Here is a 16645-nt window from a genome sequence, read left to right on the forward strand (position 1 = left end):
TGGAACATGACCTTCGATGCCGTGGTCGTCGGTGCCCGAGTCGCCGGCTCCCCGACCGCCATGCTGCTCGCCCGCCGGGGCCACCGGGTGCTCGTGCTCGACCGCGCGACGTTCCCCAGCGACACGCTCTCGACCAACCTCATCCACGTGCCGGGCATGGCCCTGCTGGAGCGCTGGGGCCTGCGCGCGGCCGTCGAGAGCGCGGGCGCGCCGCCGCACCGGCGGTTCACGATGGACTTCGGCCCGTTCGTCATCGCCGGGCCGCCGCCCGCCGTCGACGGCGCCGAGCACCCGTACTGCGTGCGCCGTACCGTCCTGGACGCCATCCTCGTCGGCGCGGCCCGCGACGCCGGGGCCGAGGTCCGCGAGGGCGTGACCGTCGAGGGCCTGCTGCGCGACGGCGACGGCCGCGTGACCGGCGTGCACGGCGCGGGCTTCGAGGCGCGGGCCCGCATCGTCATCGGCGCCGACGGGCTGCGCTCGGTCGTCGCGCGGGAGGCCGGCGCCGAGAAGTACGACGACGGCCCGTCGCTGACCGCCTGCTACTACGCCTACTACCGCGGCCTGGAGGGCCTCGGCGCCGAGATCTACCAGCGCGGCGACCGGGCCGTGGTGCTCTTCCCGACCAACGACGGCCTCACGTGCGTCTTCGTCGCCTGCCCGGCCGCGCAGCTGCCCGAGTTCCGCGCCGACGTCGAGGGCAACTACCTCGAGGCGATCGGCCGCATCCCGTCGGTCGCCGCCCGGATCGGCGCGGCCGAGCGGGCCGAGCGCATCCGGGCCACCGCCGACGTGCCCAACTTCTTCCGCCGCTGCGCCGGCCCCGGCTGGGCCCTCGTCGGCGACGCCGGCTACCACAAGGACCCGTGCCTGGCCGCCGGCATCACCGACGCCTTCGCCTCGGCCCAGCTGCTCGCCGACGCCGTGCACAGTGGACTGGCCGGCGAGCGCGACCTCGACGACGCGGTGGCCGCCTACGCCGCGGCGCGCGACGAGCGCTTCGCCCCGGCCCTGGCGCTGACCCGCCAGCTGGCGTCGATGGAGCCGCCGGACGAGCAGACGGCGGCGCTGTTCGCCGCGATCGCCGCGAGCCCCGAGCAGACGAGCCGCTTCTTCGGCATGATGCAGGGCAGCTCGCCGATCCCCGAGTTCTTCGCCCCGGACAACATCGCCCGCATCATGTCCGCGACCGGCTGACCCCGCAGCAGGACCTCGCCGGCCACCGCGCTACTTGAGCTGGCCGGCGGTGAGGCCCGACTGGACCTGGCGCTGGAAGACGATGTACAGCAGCAGCACCGGCAGCATCGCGATCGTCATGCCGGCGAACAGGCCGCCGAAGTCGCCGGCGTAGCCCTGGTTCACCGCCAGGGCGGTCAGGCCCTGCGCCAGGACCCAGCGCTTCTCGCTGCCCTCGCCCTGCATGAGCAGGATCGGGAAGATGTACTGGTTCCACTGCATCAGGAAGTTGAAGATCGCGACGCTGATCAGGCCCGGGCGGGCCATCGGCAGCATGATGCGGAAGAACAGGCTCCAGTGGCTGCAGCCGTCCACCATCGCCGCCTCGGCCACGGCGGTGGGCAGCGTGCGGAAGAACGCGGTCAGGAAGAAGACCGTGAACGGCAGCGAATAGGCGGTGTACACCAGGATCAGCCCCGGCAGCGTGCCCAGCAGGCCGAGGTTCTTCACCACGAAGAACAGCGGGACGAGGGCCAGGAAGACGGGGAAGACCATGCCGCCGGCGAAGGCGAAGTACACGATCCGCAGCCCGCGCAGGTCGTAGCGGGCCAGCACGTAGGCGGCCATCGCGCCGAGCAGCATCGTCAGCAGCAGCGCGCCGGCCACCACGATGACGCTGTTGAGGAAGTACCGGCCGATGTGCGCCTCGGTCCAGGCCCGCACCCAGTTGGAGACGCGCAGCCGCGCCGGCAGGCCCCACGCGTCGGACAGGATCTCGTCGTCGCTCTTGAACGAGCTGACCACCGCCCACAGCAGCGGGAACGTGGTCAGCACCGCCCAGCCGGCGAGGAACACGTGCGAGAACGCGTTCGCGATCTGCAGGCGCGGGCGGCGCGGCGCCGCGCGCTCGCGAGGACCCTGGATGCCGGCGGCCTCGCGCTCGATCACTGCCATCGATTCCCCCGGTTTCAGAACTCGATGCGATCGCGCCGGGTCAGGCGCAGCGAGGCGACCGCGACGGAGAGCGTCACGAAGAACATCGCGACGCCGATGGCCGAGGCGTAGCCGAACTTGGACTCGCCGAACGCGGTGTTGTACAGCCGCAGCCCGACGACGTCGGTGCTGAACTCGGGGCCGCCGTTGGTCATGATCTGCACGACCGCGAAGCCGTCCAGCGCGAGGATGGCCAGGTACACCCACGCGACCTGGATCGTGTCCCACAGCAGCGGCACCGTGATGCGCACCAGGGTCGTGAACCGGCCGGCGCCGTCCAGCAGCGCCGCCTCGTAGATCTCGCGCGGGATCGAGGCCATCGCGGCGCCGAAGAGCACCACGTAGAAGCCGACGTTGGCCCACACCATCACCACGAGCACGGCCCAGAAGGCGAGGTCGGCGTCGCCGAGCCACGGCCGGGCCAGCGAGCCGAGCCCGACCGCGCGCAGGGCGCCGTTGACCAGGCCGCTGTTGGGCGAGTACATCTCCCGCCACAGCACGCCGATGATGGCCACCGACAGCACCTGCGGGAAGAAGTACACGATGCGGTAGAAGCCGCTGAACCGGATGCCCTGCACGCCGGCCCGCCCGCCGCGGCCGCCGACGCTGAGCATCGAGGCGAAGAACAGCCCGAGCGCGATCGTCGCGAGCGGCAGCACGGCGAGCAGGATGGCGTTGTGCTTCAGGGCGTTCCAGAAGTACTCGTCGTGCACCAGGCGGGTGAAGTTGGCCGTCCCGACGTACTCGTACGTCGGGCTCAGCCCCCGCCAGTTCGTCGCGGACACCTGGAACGCCTGCAGGTACGGCGAGATGACGAACACGGCATAGACCGCCACCGCCGGTATCAGGAACGTGATGGCGAACAGGCGCCGGCCGTGCCGCATCGGGTCAGCTCCGCTTGTACTTCTTGATGGTGTCGTCCTTGGCGATCGAGTCGGCGCCCTTCTGGCACTGCTCGACCCACTGCTTCGCGTTGATCTGCTTGGTGAACAGCGCGCCGCAGGCCGCGTCGACGAGCTCGCGCTCGAGCTTGCGGTAATAGGAGTTGTACACCCAGTTGAAGCCCTTGTCGCCCGACGCCTTGAGCGCCTTGGTGACCGAGGTGAGGCCCGGCGAGGCACCGGCGCCCGGCTCGATGCCGGCCACGCAGGTCAGGCTCGCCGTCTTGGTCATGAAGTCGGTGGCGCCCTTCTTGGACAGCATGATGCGCAGGTACTCCAGCCCGCCGTTGAGGTTCTTCGCCTTGGACGGCACGATGAACGGCTCGCCGGTGGTGCCGCGCAGCGCCTCGAACGGCAGCTTGTCGCCCGAGGTCAGGCTCGGCGTCGGCGCGACGGACATCTGGAAGCCCTCCGGCGTCACCTTGCTCATCTCGCTCTCCAGCCAGGAGCCGCAGGAGATGAACACCGCCTTGCCGTGGCACCACTCGGTCTCGGACTGGATGTGGTCCAGGCCCTCGGAGCCGGGCATGATGTAGCCGTCGACGGCCAGCTGCGAGTAGGCCTCGGCGGCGGCCAGGATCGCCTCGTGCTTCCAGGCGTTGGGCTCGAGGTTGTCGATGGCGACGAGGACGTCCTGGCCCGCCATCTTCGCGGCCGCGGCCAGGATGGGCCAGCTCATGTACCGCGGGTGCTTGCCCTGGTAGGTCCAGGGCGAGATGCCGGCCGCCTTGATGGTCTTGCACAGGGAGATCATCTCGTCCCACGTCTTCGGGTAGGCCCAGCCCTTGTCGGTGAGCAGCTTCTGGGAGTACCAGATCCCGTAGACCGTGTAGGTGTAGTTGAACGCCATCGTCTTGCCGTCGTAGGTGCCCGGCAGCAGCGAGCCCGGCAGCAGCGTGTCGCGCACCTTCTTGCCCGGGTCGTCGATGCTCGGCGCGTCCAGCAGCGGCTGCAGGTCGGCGAGCGCGCCCTGGGACACGAGGCCGTTGAAGTCGATCTGCTCGGCGCCGGAGTTGTCGATGACGTCGGGCGGGCTGCCGTCGACGAAGCGCGGCTGCAGGGTTGTGGCGATCTTCGCGGTGGCCGAGTGCTTGATCTCGGCCTTGGGGTACTTCTCCTTGTACATCGCCTCGTGCGCCTTGGCGTAGTCCTCGCCGAAGCCGCCGTTGAAGATGACCACCTCCAGCGGCGCGTCCTCCTTGACGCCCAGCGGGTTGGCCGAGTTCTTCGCGCCCTGCGCGGAGTCCTGCGGCTTGTCGTCGCCGCCGCCCAGAGCGCACGCCCCGAGGGCTGCGGTGGTTGCGGCGAGGACGCCGGAACCGGCCGCCGACCGGAGCACGCTCCTGCGGGTAATCGGTTTCATCGCTGCTCCTTCGACGGTGAGGGACGCTACGCTCGTCGATGAGGATGAAGGTTTCCAACGTAACTTGCAAGACCCGGAAGATTGTTACCGAGTTCATCAGCCGCCGGCGGCGGTGAGCCGCGCGTGCGTCCCGGGGTCGCCGCCACCCCCGCTGAGCTGCTTGATCGCCAGCCACGCGGCGCCCGCCGCGCCGTCCCGGGCGGCGGCCGGGTTGTCACCGAACCGTTGCCGAACGCCCGCCCGGACGCCCTCGGCGACGGGTCCGGGCGTCAGCAGGACGGACCCCGCGAGCACGACCGGCGGGCCCGCCGCGGCGGCGACCGTGTCGAGGGTGTGCAGCAGGTGCGCGACGGCCCGCCCGGCGATCTCGGCGGCGACCGCGTCGCCCGAGCCGGCGAGCCGGCTCACCGCGGGGGCGAACTCGCCGAGCGCGGCGGGCGGCCGGTCGAACGCGGCCCGCAGTACCGCCTGGGCGCGCGCCTCCGGGTCCCGCGCGGTGATGCCGAGCGCCGCGACCACCGCCTCCACCAGCTCCGTGGCCGGGCCCCGGCCGTCCAGCGCGCGCAGGACGGCGCGCAGCGCCTCCCGGCCGAGCCAGACCGCGGAGCCCTCGTCGCCCAGCAGCCAGCCGTAGCCGTCGCAGCGGCGGACCAGCGCCCCGCCGGCGAACGCGGCGCCGACCGCGCCGGTGCCGGACAGCAGCAGCAGCCCGTCCGGTGCGGGCGCGCCGGCGGCGAAGGCCACCTCGAGGTCCATCACGACGCGCACCGGGCCGCCCAGCCCGGCGCCCGCCCACGCCTCCTCGGCCGCCGCCTGCGCCGCCGCCCGGCCCGCGCCCCCGGCGCCGGCCACGCCGATCACGCCGCCCGCCACCCGGGCGGGGTCGGCGCCGGCCGCCGCCAGCGCCCCGCCGAGCGCGGCCGCGATGACCTGTCCGGGGGATGCGGCACTGGAGTTCTGGTTGGCGCCGCCGGCCGTGCCGCGCGCGAGAATGTTTCCGTTGCGGTCGCTGACGACACAGCGGCTCGTCGTCGCGCCCGCGTCCACGCCGATGACCAGGGGTTCGGGCATCCGATCACCGTACTCCATTGACGAAATCGCCTTCAGCTCGGAAACTTTTCCACATGACGGGCAAGGAGACCCCCGACGAGAGCCGCACGATCTCCACGGCGGTGAGGATCCGCGGGCTCCTGCCGTCGCTGTCGCGCGCCGAGCAGCGGGTCGGGAAAATCATCATCGAGCAGGCCGCGACCGCCGCCGCCATGACCATCACCGAGCTCGCCAAGCGCGCGAACACCTCGGAGACGACGGTCATCCGGTTCTGCCGGGCGATCGGCGTCTCCGGCTATCCGGAGCTGCGCCTGCGCCTGGCCGCGGAGGCCGGACGGGTCCAGGACGACGGTACGCCCGAGACGGTCGGCAGCGACATCAGCCTCTCCGACGATCTCGGCCAGGTCGTCAAGACCATCGCCTACGCCGACGCCCGGGCCGTCGAGGACACCGCCGCCCAGCTCGACCTCGACGCGCTCGGCCGGGTCATCGCGGCCATCGCCGAGGCCCGCCGCATCGACGTCTACGGCGTCGCGGCGAGCGCGTTCGTGGCCCAGGACTTCCAGCAGAAGCTGCACCGCATCGGCCTGACCGCCTACGCGTGGTCGGACCTGCACGTGGCGCTGACCAGCGCCGCACTGTTACGCGAGGGCGACGTCGCCGTCGGCATCTCGCACACCGGCACGACGATGGACACCATCGACGCCCTCGCCGAGGCCGGCCGCCGGGGCGCCACGACGGTGGCGCTGACCAACTTCCCGAAGTCGCCGATCACCCGGGTCGCCAACCTGGTGCTGACGACGGCCGCCCGCGAGACCACGTTCCGCTCCGGGGCGATGGCCAGCCGCCTGGCCCAGCTCACCGTCGTGGACTGCATCTTCGTCGGCGTCGCCCAGCGCACGTACGACCGCACGAAGTCGGCGCTGGAGGCGACGCGCGACGCGGTGCGAAGCCGCCGTACCAAATCCGATCGGGGCCGCTGGTGAGCGTCTCGCCCACCGAGGAACGCAATCCTCACACCGTCTACATCGACCAGCTGCCCACCATCGACATGCTCCGGCTCATCAACGCCGAGGACCGCAAGGTCGCCCCGGCGGTCGCCGCCGTGCTGCCGAGCCTGGCCGAGGCGGTCGAGCTCGCGGTCGCCGCGCTGCGCTCGGGCCGGCGCATGCACTACTTCGGCGCCGGCACGTCCGGCCGCATGGCGGTGCTCGACGCCGCCGAGCTGCACCCGACGTTCGGCGTCGGCCACGACCAGGTGGTCGCCCACATCGCGGGCGGCCCGTCGGCGCTGCGCGACGCGGCCGAGGGCGCCGAGGACGACGAGGACCTCGGCGCGGCGGCCGCCGCCGGGGTCGGCCCCGGCGACGTGGCGCTGGGCGCGACGGCCAGCGGCTCGACCCCGTTCGTCGGCGGCGCCCTGCGCGCGGCCCGGGCCGGCGGCGCCAGCACCGTGCTGGTGTCGGCCAATCCCGGCGCTCCCCTGGCCCCGCTCGCCGACGTGCTCATCGCCGTGGACACCGGCCCGGAGGCCATCACCGGCTCGACCCGCATGAAGGCCGGCACCGCCCAGAAGCTGGTCCTCAACGCCCTGTCGACGGCGGTGATGGTCCGCCTCGGCCGCACGTACTCCAACCTGATGACCGACATGGTGGCCAGCAACAGCAAGCTGCGCGGCCGGCAGGTCCGCATGCTGGCCCAGGCGACCGGCCTGCCGATGCAGGCGTGCACCACCGCCCTGTCCGACGCCGGCGGCGAGTCGAAGGTCGCGCTGGTGGCCCTGCTCGCGCAGACCCCGGTCGCCCAGGCCCGCCGCGTCCTGGAGCGCACCGGCGGCGTCGTGCACGCGGCCCTGGACGAACTGCGCCACAGCTGAGCCCGCCACGGGCCTCATCCCGCGTTCACCCGGTCGTCGGTCCAGGTAACCAGTGTCACGAGTCATGGACTCCCGTCACTTCCCTTCGTTCGCGGTCACGCGCCGCGGGCTCCTCGCCGGGGCCGTGGCGGCCGCCGGGGGCGGCCTGAGCGCCTCCGCGACCGAAACGCTCACGGCCTGATTGGTGGTAAAAAACCTTCAGAACCGATGAAACCGTCGGAAGGTATCGACATCCGGCGGGCGATGGGGATAGCGTGCCGTCAATCCCATCGCCATCGGTTTCCCCTGGAGGAGCAATGGCACGACTTCCGGCCCTCGCGTCGCTGGCGGCGTTCGCCTGCCTCTCAGCCCTCGCCCCGGCCTCGGCGGCGGCGGCCCACCCGGCGACCGTCCAGCACGACGAGCAGATCACCTTCCACCGATGGCAGAGCTTCCCGCAGTGGCGCTCGGGCGACTCGCGCGGCGCCGTCGCCGTCCCCGGGCAGCGGCCGTTCCTGACCATCGGGCGCCCCGCCGGCACCACCGACTTCACCGATCCGCACACCGGGACGACGCGGACCTGGGAGTACGCCACCTGGACCTCGCCGGTCGAGAACATCGGCTTCGGGGCCGGCGAGCTCGTCGCGTCCTGGAACGCCGACGCGCCGGCGGGCACGTGGATCCAGGTCGAGATGCAGGGGTCGTACACCAACGGCGAGCGCACGCCCTGGTACGTGATGGGGCGCTGGGCCGAGGGCGACCAGGACATCAAGCGGTCCTCGCTGGACGGCCAGGGCGACCCGTACTCGACCATCTGGACCGACACGTTCTCCATCGACGACGTGAGCAAGGGCGTGCTGCTGCGCGACTACCAGCTGCGGCTGACGCTCTACCGGGCGCCGGGATCGCACGCCGCGCCGCGGGTCTTCCAGGCCGGCGCGATGGCCTCCAACGTGCCCGACCGCTTCACCGTGACCCCGAGCGCCGGGCACATCGCGTGGGGCAGGGAGCTGAACGTCCCGCGATACTCCCAGAACATCCACAGTGGACAGTACCCGGAGTACGACGGCGGCGGTGAGGCGTGGTGCTCGCCGACGTCGACCGAGATGGTCGTCGAGTACTGGGGGCACCGGCCGACGCCGGCCGACCTCGCCTGGGTCGACCCCTCCTACGCCGACCCGCAGGTCGACCAGGCGGCGCGGCAGACGTACGACTACGAGTACGAGGGCGCCGGCAACTGGCCGTTCAACACCGCCTACGCCGCGACGTACGGGCTGACCGGCATCGTGACCCGGCTGCACTCCCTCGACGAGGCCGAGCGGTTCATCGCCGCCGGCATCCCCGTCGTCACGTCGCAGTCGTTCCTGGCCAGCGAGCTGTCCGGGGCGAACTACTCCACGTCCGGGCACCTGTTCGTCATCGTCGGCTTCACCGCGACCGGCGACGTCATCGTCAACGACCCGGCGTCCTCGTCCGACGACGTGGTCCGCAACGTGTACAAGCGCACCGAGTTCGAGCAGGTCTGGCTGCGCACCAAGCGGCACCGCGCCGACGGCTCGGTCGCCGGCGGCAGCGGCGGCGTCGCGTACATCATCGCGCCTGTGTGGAAGCCCCTCCCCCGCGTGGCCGGGTCCGACAACTGGTGAATGGAGGCATCGTGCGTACCAGAGCAGCAACGGTGATCGCCGCGGTCGTCCTCGGCGCCGCGGCCGTGCCCGGGACGGCGGCCAGTGCGCCCGTCTCCGGGCGGCAGCAGGACTTCGCGGACGCCGCGAAGGCCGCGGGTGTACCGCAGGACGTGCTCCTCGCGGTGTCCTATCTGGAGTCGCGGTGGGACACCAACCGCGGCCTCCCCAGCACCAGCGCGGGCTACGGCCCGATGCACCTGGCCGACGCCGCTTCCGTCGCTTCGGCCCGTCCGTCCACTGGGGATGGTCGCGGTGACGATGCCCGACCGTTTGTCGCGGCGGCGGGCACTGTCGTGGCCACACCTGGACTGCAGACTTTGGACAGGGCCGCGGCGCTGACCGGCGTCGACAAGGCGGTCCTGCGCGGCGACGCGCGGGCCAACATCCGCGGGGGGGCCGCGCTGCTGGCCGCGTACCAGCGCGACCTCGGCGCGCCGGGCGGGGCGGGCAGCGACCCGGCCGCCTGGTACGGGGCGGTGGCCCGCTACAGCGGCGCCGACACCGCCGACGCGGCCGCGCAGTTCGCCGACGAGGTGTACGACACCATGCGCGAGGGCGCGGACCGGGTGACCGACGACGGGCAGCGGGTGACCCTCGCCGCCCGCCCGTCGGTGGGCCCGCAGAAGTCGTGGCTGTCCCGCCTCGGCCTGCGCTCCACGTCCACTTCGGACACCGAGTGCCCGCCGGGCCTGCCCTGCGAGTGGATCCCGGCGCCGTACCAGGACCTCGGCAACGGCGACTACGGCAACCACGACCTGAGCGACCGCCCGGCCCGCCAGCGCGTGCAGTACATCGTCATCCACGACACGGAGGCGACGTACGACACCACGATCGGCCTCGTGCAGGACCCGGCGTACGTCAGCTGGAACTACACGATCCGCTCCGCCGACGGCCACGTCGCCCAGCACGTGAAGACCAAGGACGTGGCCTGGCACGCCGGCAACTGGTACGTCAACGCCACCTCGGTCGGCATCGAGCACGAGGGCTTCGCCGCGGAGGGCGCCTGGTACACCGAGGCGATGTACCGCTCGTCGGCCAAGCTCGTGCGCTACCTGGCCGGCCGCCTCGGCATCCCGCTGGACCGCAACCACATCATCGGCCACGACAACGTGCCCGGCACGGTGCCGTCCGGGGTGCGCGGCATGCACTGGGACCCGGGCCCGTACTGGGACTGGGACCACTACCTGGACCTGATGCACGCGCCCATCCACACCACCGGCACGCCGCACACCGGCCTGGTCACCATCGACCCGGTGTACGACGCGAACCGCCCGGCGTTCACCGGCTGCACCGGCGCCGCCACCGACCCGTGCCCCGACCACGGCTCGTCGCAGCTGATCCTGCACACCGCCCCGTCGGCCTCGGCCCCGCTGCTGCTCGACGCGGGCCTGCACCCGGACGGCTCGCCGTCGACGATGCTGCTGTCGGACCACGGTTCGCGGGTGGCGACGGGCCAGACCTACGCGGTCGCCGACCGCCGGGGCGACTGGACGGCGATCTGGTACCTCGGCCAGAAGGGCTGGTTCTACAACCCGCCGTCGGCCCCCACGGCGAAGTGGGCGACGGGCCTGGTGGCGGTGCCGAAGCGCGACACCATCCCCGTGTACGGCCGCGCCTACCCGGAACAGGCGGCGTACCCGGCGGGCGTGCCGTACCAGCCGATCACGCCGCTGCAATACACGTTCCCGGCGGGCCAGCGGTACGCGGTCGGCAACATCGTGCAGGGCGAGTACTACCGCGCGGTGACGTTCGACGGCTCGTCGCCGGGCGACTGGACGGTGATCCGCGGCGACACGTGGTACGCCCAGATCCAGTTCGGCCACCGCCTGATGTACGTCAACCTGGCCGACGTGCAGCTCCTGCCGTCCCCGCTGGGCGCACCGTGACGGGGTGTAGCGTCGAGGTGACTCGATAGAAGATCGGTTTGGCGGCGGGTGCTACCGTCAGGAGCAGAGACAGGAAGCGCCGCCGCCACACCGTTCGCAATTGGTGCTCGGGCCGGCCCGTGAAGTGCCTGTTTTCGCCGGCTGGACGACACCCGCGCGCGTGGACGGTTTCGAGCCCTCCCGACCCGCGGCACCGCCGGTTCGCCGTTGCTTTTCGCTGGTCTGTTTTGAGCCGCTCTGTTTTTGCTGGTCGGATTGGAGGTGATCCTCTCGCGGAGGCGGCCGGTTTGCCGTTTCAGCGCGGCGGGAATGCGGCTCGAGTGAGCAGTACACGGCGAGTGCCCGAGACCAGCGAGATGGCGCGCGAGGAACTCGCGGCCGACGACGCGTGGCAGGCCCTGCGCCGCCACGGCGGCTGGCGGCTGTTCCGCGAGGCGTTCGAGCGGCTGCGGTACGGCGACGGGTTCAGCCACGCCCGCGCCCTCGGGCTGCAGCTGTGCCTCGCGATCGTGCCGTTCCTCATCGCGCTCAGCGGCCTCGCCGGCAAGCTCGGCGTCGCCCAGGGCGGGCAGGTGGTCGCCGACACGGTGCTCGCCCTCACCCCGGGCACGTCCTCGCAGCTCGTCCACGACCTGCTCGACTCGCGCGCCGCGCCGCTCGCGCTGATCCTCGGGCTGGCCACCGGGCTGCTCGCGCTGATCACCGCGATGGGGCAGATCGAGCGCGGCGCCAACCGGATCTACGGGGTGGAGCGCGACCGGCCGGCCCGCGCGAAGTACGCCCGCGCCACGATCCTCGCCTTCGCGGCGGGGCTGCCGGCGCTGACCGGGTTCCTGATGCTGGTCGCCGGCGACGCGCTGGGCCACTCCGTGCGCGGCCGCTACGCGTGGGGCGGGCCGGTCGCCGCGGTCTGGCAGGTGGTCCGGTGGCCGGCCAGCGTCCTGCTCGTGGTGAGCGCCGTCGCGGCGATCTTCCGCTTCGCCCCGCGCCGCCGGCAGCCGGCGTTCTCGTGGCTGCTCTTCGGCGCCGCCCTCGCGACCGCCCTGTGGTGGGGCATCAGCGTCCTGCTCGCCCTGTACGTGCGGGACAGCGCCGCGTTCGGGGCCACCTACGGCGCGCTGACCGGCATCATGGCGCTGCTGCTGTGGGCGAACGCCACGGGGATGGTGCTGTTCTTCGGCATCGCGTTCGCCGCCCAGCTCGAGGCGCGGCGCGTCGGGGTGCCGGGGCCCGTGATGCCGGACCGGTGGGCCCCCGAGCGCACGGCCGCCCGGGCCGCGAAGTCAGGCTGAGACCGCGGCGGGGACGCGGCCGGCGGCGATCAGGGTTTCGGTCCGTGACGGGGACGGGGACTCCTCGACCACCAGGCCGGCCTCGCCGCAGGCGTGCAGCATCCGGCCCGGCGCGACGACGAACCCGACGTGGTGGATGCGGCGGCCGGGGCGGGCGAAGAAGTACAGGTCGCCGGGGCGCTCCTCGCCGAGCGGGACCGGGTCGACGGCCTCGGCCTGCTCGTGCGCGTCCCGGGGCAGGGCCACGCCGAGGCGGCGCCAGGCCAGGTACACCAGGCCCGAGCAGTCGATGCCGGCCGGGGACAGGCCGCCCCAGAGGTACGGGACGCCGATGAGGCGGCGGGCGACGTCGACGGCGGCGGCCGGGTCGGGCGGGGCGGCGGGGACGGGGGCGAGGTCCGCGGACGCGGCCCACAGAGGCCCGTCCGCGCCGGGGACCCGCACCGGCACCCAGGCGCCGTCGGCCGGGCCGGCCGGGGCGAGCAGCGTGCCGAGCGGCACGCCGGGGATCGCCACCGCGCCGCCGGGCGCGGCGCGCAGATCGGTCCGCAGGGCGTCCACAATGGACTCCCCCGCGTCGTCTGCCACGGGGGCGAGGTCGGCCGACGGCAGCCAGCCGGGGTAGCCGCGCGGGTCGAGGGCCGGGGCCGCCTGGTTGAGGGCGACGACCCGCGACCAGCCGCCGGCGCCGTCCTCGTCGACGATGACGGGGTCGCCGAGCAGCAGCTGGGTCACCACCTCGCCGTCGGGGGCGGCCCGCAGCGTGGACAGCGCGACGCGTACCGCGGTCATGCCGGCCACCCCACGCCCAGCCCGGGGGCGTCGGGGAGGACGACCTCCGCACCCTCGTAGCGCAGGCCGCCGGTCAGCGGCGTCGACGCCAGCCACCAGACGGCGTCGAGGTCGGAGACGACCGTGGTGCCGTACGCGGCCACGAGGCTCGCCGCGGCGCCCACGCCCACCTCCGTCTCCATCATCGAGCCGACCATCGTGCCGACGTCGTGGGCGGCGGCCAGCTCCAGCAGGGTGCGGGCCGGGCCGAGGCCGCCGCACTTGGCCAGCTTCACGTTGACCATGTCGGCGGCCCGGCGGCGGATCACCTCGACCAGGTCGCGCACGCCGAAGACGGCCTCGTCGGCCAGGATCGGCACGTCGACGCGCTCGCTGACCCAGGCCAGGCCGTCGAGGTCGTGGGCCGGGACGGGCTGCTCGACGAGCTCGATGTCCAGGCCGGCGTCCTGCATGCCGCGGATGGCCCGCACCGCCTCCCGCGGCGTCCAGCCCTGGTTGGCGTCGAGGCGGATGCGCGCCTGCGGGCCGGCCGCCTCGCGGATGCGGCGGATGCGGCGCACGTCCGCGGCGGCGGCGTCGCGCTCGCCCGGGCCGGCCTTGCCGACCTTCACCTTGAGCACGTCGAAGCCCTCGCCGACCCGGGCGGCCGCGGCGGCGTGCAGCGCCTCGGCGTCGCCGGCCGGCAGGGTGACGTCGGTCGGCACCCGCAGCCGCGTGCCGCCGAGCAGCCGGACCAGCGGCACGCCCAGGCGACGGGCGGCCAGGTCGTGCAGGGCGGTGTCGGCGGCGGCGCGGGCGCCGGTGTTGCGCACGACCGCGCGGTGCACGGCCCGGGTGCTGGCCGCGACGTCGTCGGCGTCGCGGCCGACGAGCAGCGGGGCGAGGACCTGCTCGACGCAGGCCTGCGCGCCCGCGACGGAGTCGCCGGTGACCATCCACACCTGGGGCGCCTCGCCGAGGCCGGACCGGCCGTCGGCGTCGACGACCTCGACGAGCAGGCTCTCCACGGTGGTGGCGGTGCGCAGCGCGGTGACGAACGGGGTGTGCAGGGGCACGCTGACCGGGTGCGCGCGGACGGCGGCGATCGTCACGCGTTCCTCCCTTCCCAGGCCCGCGCCGACAGCTCCGCGATGCGCCGGCACGCGTCCTCGTCGGTGACGGGATCCGAAAAACCAGAGCAGACCGCGATGACGTACGGCGGGGCGTCGGGCGGATACACGATCCCGGCGCTGTGCCGGATGCCGTCCATCCAGCCGTTCTTGTGCGCCACCCGGACCCCGGGCGGCAGGCCCGCGGCGAGGTCGACCCGCCACTCCTGCGCGGCGAGCAGGTCGAGCATCTCCGCGGTCGCCGCCGGGCCCGCGAGGAGCCCGTTGTGCAGGGCGCCGAACAGGGCGGCCAGGTCGGCGGCGGTGACGACGTTGTCGAGGCCGGCGTCGCGGGCCGCGTAGTCCTCGATGCCGCGGGCGGTGACGCTGTTCGTCGCGCCGGCCAGCCGCCACACCTCGGCGACGGCCGGCAGCCCGACCCGGCCGATGAGCAGGTTGGTGGCGAGGTTGCTGGAGCGCACGATCATCCGGCGGGCCAGCCAGCGGGCCGGGACCGCGTCGCCGAGCCGGGTCCAGACCTGGTCCTCGTCGTCGTAGCCGCGGTCGTTGCGGTACCGCACCCCGCCGCCGACGGCCGAGTCGTGCTCGTCGGCGACGGCGACCGGCGCGTCGAGGTCGAGGCCCGAGCGGTACAGCGCCGCGAGCACGGCCACCTTCATCGTGCTCGCGGCGCCGAAGCGCTCGTCGGGGTGCCGGGCGGACCGCGCGGGCCCGCCCGGCGGCCCGACCCACCAGGAGAACGTCACTGCTTGACGTAGGCGTTGGCGAACGCCAGGTTGCCGAAGATGCTGTCGATGAACAAGCCGCTCACCTTCGATCCGTGGACCGTGGTCGTCACCTGCACGTACAGGGGCACCACGGGCGCGTAGTCCCGCATGATCTTCTCATCCAGCTTGCCCCACTCGGCGCCCTGCTGGTCGGTCGGCATCGCGAGGATCCGGTCGAACTCGGCGTTGAGGGCGGTCTCGTTGAGGTACGAGGCGCCGTTGTTGCTGCCGTCGGCCTTGATGGCGCGCCCGTCGTACAGCACCGGCAGGATCGCCGCGCCGCTGGGCCAGTCCGCGCCCCAGGAGCCGATGTACATGTCCCAGGGGTTGTCCTTCTTCTTCGTCTCGTCGAGGAAGGAGTCGGCCGGGATGGCCTTCAGCGTGATCTTGAAGCCGGCCTTCTCCAGGTTGCCCTTGAGCTGGGTGCTCATCGCCTGGTTGGTGGCGTCGTCCTGGAAGGCCAGCACGAGCTCCTTGGTGGCCCCGCCGAGCAGCTCCTTGGCCTTGGCCGGGTCGCCGGTCTTGCCGGCCGGGTAGGCGTCGTAGTCCTTCCAGCCGATCGTCGAGGGCGGCATGAGCGTGGTGACCGGCGCGGCCAGGGACGAGCCGCCGAGGGTCTTGATGAGCCCGTCGCGGTCGATGGCGTAGTTGAGCGCCTGGCGCACCTTGAGGTCGGTGACCCGCTGGTTGTTGATGGTGAGCGTGTAGTGCTGCGTCGTCGGCTCCTGGATCACGCGGTCCTTCAGCGCCGGGTCGCTCATCACCTTCGAGATGAGCGACGAGTCGACGCCGTCCCAGGAGGCGGCGGTCTGGTCGCCGCCGCTGTCGGCGAGGATGCGGTTGGTCTGGGTGACCGGGTCGGCGCCGAACTGCCACACGAACGAGTCCGGGTACTGGTGGCGCACGGCGTCGGTGGCCGGGTCCCAGGCGGTGTTGCGCTCGAAGGTGATCTGGGTGCCCGCCTCGTTCTTCGTGATCTTGTACGGCCCGGAGGCGACGGGCTTCTGGTCGTACGACGTCCCGGTGTCCTTCGCGGCCGGCACGGGCGCCGTGGCCGGCAGCGACGCGGCGAAGGGCAGGTCGCAGTGGGCCTTGTTGAACGTCAGGCGCAGCGTCTTGTCGTCGGGGACGGTGAGCCCCGGCGGCAGCGCGGTCTTGTTGTTCTTGAAGTCGAACTTGGTGTCGTACTGCGGCGAGTCGGCCAGCCACTCCTGGATGTAGGTGGGCCCGCCGGTGAGCGACAGGTCGAAGGAGCGGGCGATGCCGTAGGCGATGTCCTTGGCCGTGATCGGGGTGCCGTCCTCGAACTTCACGCCGTCCTTGACGGTGTACTCCCAGACCTTGCAGTCCTTGTTGACGTCCTTGCCGGGGGTGGTGGCGAGGTCCCCGACGAGCGTGACGTGGCCCTTGCCGTCGTCCTTGAACGTGGTGAGCCGGCGCGCGAACAGCTGGGAGGCGTTGAGCCCGGCGAAGCTGTACGTGCGCTGCGGGTCGAGGTGGGAGATCTTCGACTGGCGAAGGATGGTGACGGTACCGCCCTTCGCCGCGCCGGCCACCTCGGGCGCCGGGCCCATCGAGTCCTTGGGGTCGGACGCGATGGCGCCGGTCGCCTGCCGGTTGGTGTCCACCGCGGGCTTGTCGTCGCCCTTCTTGTTGTTCGTGCACGCGCCGAGCGCCGCGACGAGCGGCACGAGCGCGACGGCCGTCAGAAGCCTGCGTCGCATGTGGTCCTC

General features: G+C 72.8%; 14 protein-coding genes. 6 read left to right on the forward strand and 8 right to left on the reverse strand.

Annotated elements, in window-relative coordinates; translation table 11 throughout:
- The first annotated feature begins 6 nt into the window (after positions 1-6).
- A complete protein-coding gene (locus ACQEVU_RS36280) occupies positions 7-1197 on the forward strand; it encodes an NAD(P)/FAD-dependent oxidoreductase (RefSeq protein WP_433331704.1) in 1191 nt (396 codons plus the stop codon).
- A 30-nt stretch (positions 1198-1227) separates the two neighbouring features.
- Here the strand turns inward: ACQEVU_RS36280 and ACQEVU_RS36285 are convergent, their stop codons facing one another.
- The 4 genes from ACQEVU_RS36285 to ACQEVU_RS36300 form a co-directional block, all read right to left on the reverse strand.
- On the reverse strand, positions 1228-2130 hold the full coding sequence (locus ACQEVU_RS36285; RefSeq protein WP_433331706.1) for a carbohydrate ABC transporter permease: 903 nt from the start codon (positions 2128-2130) through the stop codon (positions 1228-1230).
- 14 nt (positions 2131-2144) lie between these two features.
- Complete coding sequence (locus tag ACQEVU_RS36290) at positions 2145-3053, reverse strand: carbohydrate ABC transporter permease (RefSeq protein ID WP_433331708.1); 909 nt, start codon at positions 3051-3053, stop codon at positions 2145-2147.
- Between the two features lie 4 nt (positions 3054-3057).
- Complete coding sequence (gene ngcE / locus ACQEVU_RS36295) at positions 3058-4473, reverse strand: N-acetylglucosamine/diacetylchitobiose ABC transporter substrate-binding protein (RefSeq protein ID WP_433331710.1); 1416 nt, start codon at positions 4471-4473, stop codon at positions 3058-3060.
- A 96-nt stretch (positions 4474-4569) separates the two neighbouring features.
- Complete coding sequence (locus tag ACQEVU_RS36300; RefSeq protein WP_433331712.1) at positions 4570-5544, reverse strand: N-acetylglucosamine kinase; 975 nt, start codon at positions 5542-5544, stop codon at positions 4570-4572.
- 53 nt (positions 5545-5597) lie between these two features.
- On the opposite strand from ACQEVU_RS36300, the gene ACQEVU_RS36305 reads away from it, so the two are divergent.
- The 5 genes from ACQEVU_RS36305 to ACQEVU_RS36325 all read left to right on the forward strand — a co-directional run bounded on the left by ACQEVU_RS36305 (position 5598) and on the right by ACQEVU_RS36325 (position 12244).
- Entirely contained in the window at positions 5598-6509 is a 912-nt protein-coding gene (locus tag ACQEVU_RS36305; RefSeq protein ID WP_433331714.1) for a MurR/RpiR family transcriptional regulator, read from the forward strand.
- Positions 6506-7399: an N-acetylmuramic acid 6-phosphate etherase gene (locus ACQEVU_RS36310; RefSeq protein WP_433331716.1), complete on the forward strand. Its 894-nt coding sequence runs from the start codon at positions 6506-6508 to the stop codon at positions 7397-7399. Before ACQEVU_RS36305 ends, ACQEVU_RS36310 begins: the two co-directional genes overlap by 4 nt.
- 296 nt (positions 7400-7695) lie before the next feature.
- Entirely contained in the window at positions 7696-9024 is a 1329-nt protein-coding gene (locus ACQEVU_RS36315) for a C39 family peptidase (RefSeq protein ID WP_433331718.1), read from the forward strand.
- An 11-nt stretch (positions 9025-9035) separates the two neighbouring features.
- Positions 9036-10952: an N-acetylmuramoyl-L-alanine amidase gene (locus ACQEVU_RS36320; protein WP_433331720.1), complete on the forward strand. Its 1917-nt coding sequence runs from the start codon at positions 9036-9038 to the stop codon at positions 10950-10952.
- Positions 10953-11272: 320 nt separating this feature from the next.
- The gene (locus ACQEVU_RS36325) at positions 11273-12244 is read left to right on the forward strand and encodes a YihY/virulence factor BrkB family protein (protein ID WP_433331722.1); all 972 of its coding nucleotides are present in this window, start codon (positions 11273-11275) and stop codon (positions 12242-12244) included.
- Here the strand turns inward: ACQEVU_RS36325 and ACQEVU_RS36330 are convergent.
- The 4 genes from ACQEVU_RS36330 to ACQEVU_RS36345 are packed head-to-tail and all read right to left on the reverse strand — an operon-like array spanning position 12236 to position 16636.
- Entirely contained in the window at positions 12236-13036 is an 801-nt protein-coding gene (locus ACQEVU_RS36330; RefSeq protein WP_433331724.1) for an NlpC/P60 family protein, read from the reverse strand. The genes ACQEVU_RS36325 and ACQEVU_RS36330 overlap by 9 nt on opposite strands.
- Positions 13033-14127 (reverse strand): mandelate racemase/muconate lactonizing enzyme family protein, encoded by a 1095-nt coding sequence (locus ACQEVU_RS36335; protein WP_433331726.1) that lies wholly within the window; start codon positions 14125-14127, stop codon positions 13033-13035. The genes ACQEVU_RS36330 and ACQEVU_RS36335 overlap by 4 nt, the downstream gene beginning before the upstream one ends.
- A complete protein-coding gene (locus ACQEVU_RS36340) occupies positions 14124-14891 on the reverse strand; it encodes a serine hydrolase (RefSeq protein WP_433331728.1) in 768 nt (255 codons plus the stop codon). The genes ACQEVU_RS36335 and ACQEVU_RS36340 overlap by 4 nt, the downstream gene beginning before the upstream one ends.
- Positions 14888-16636 (reverse strand): ABC transporter substrate-binding protein, encoded by a 1749-nt coding sequence (locus tag ACQEVU_RS36345; RefSeq protein WP_433331730.1) that lies wholly within the window; start codon positions 16634-16636, stop codon positions 14888-14890. Before ACQEVU_RS36345 ends, ACQEVU_RS36340 begins: the two co-directional genes overlap by 4 nt.
- Between the last annotated feature and the right edge of the window lie 9 nt (positions 16637-16645).

Source organism: Dactylosporangium sp. CA-139066 (genome assembly GCF_050936175.1).
GTDB lineage: Bacteria > Actinomycetota > Actinomycetes > Mycobacteriales > Micromonosporaceae > Dactylosporangium.

What these genes read in the sequence shown, in the direction of transcription:
- ngcE (WP_433331710.1), bottom strand. Translation starts at nt 4,473, where the DNA reads ATGAAACCGATTACCCGCAGGAGCGTGCTCCGGTCGGCGGCCGGTTCC.
- ACQEVU_RS36345 (WP_433331730.1), bottom strand. Translation starts at nt 16,636, where the DNA reads ATGCGACGCAGGCTTCTGACGGCCGTCGCGCTCGTGCCGCTCGTCGCG.
- ACQEVU_RS36330 (WP_433331724.1), bottom strand. Translation starts at nt 13,036, where the DNA reads ATGACCGCGGTACGCGTCGCGCTGTCCACGCTGCGGGCCGCCCCCGAC.
- ACQEVU_RS36315 (WP_433331718.1), top strand. Translation starts at nt 7,696, where the DNA reads ATGGCACGACTTCCGGCCCTCGCGTCGCTGGCGGCGTTCGCCTGCCTC.
- ACQEVU_RS36300 (WP_433331712.1), bottom strand. Translation starts at nt 5,544, where the DNA reads ATGCCCGAACCCCTGGTCATCGGCGTGGACGCGGGCGCGACGACGAGC.
- ACQEVU_RS36305 (WP_433331714.1), top strand. Translation starts at nt 5,598, where the DNA reads ATGACGGGCAAGGAGACCCCCGACGAGAGCCGCACGATCTCCACGGCG.
- ACQEVU_RS36280 (WP_433331704.1), top strand. Translation starts at nt 7, where the DNA reads ATGACCTTCGATGCCGTGGTCGTCGGTGCCCGAGTCGCCGGCTCCCCG.
- ACQEVU_RS36290 (WP_433331708.1), bottom strand. Translation starts at nt 3,053, where the DNA reads ATGCGGCACGGCCGGCGCCTGTTCGCCATCACGTTCCTGATACCGGCG.
- ACQEVU_RS36285 (WP_433331706.1), bottom strand. Translation starts at nt 2,130, where the DNA reads ATGGCAGTGATCGAGCGCGAGGCCGCCGGCATCCAGGGTCCTCGCGAG.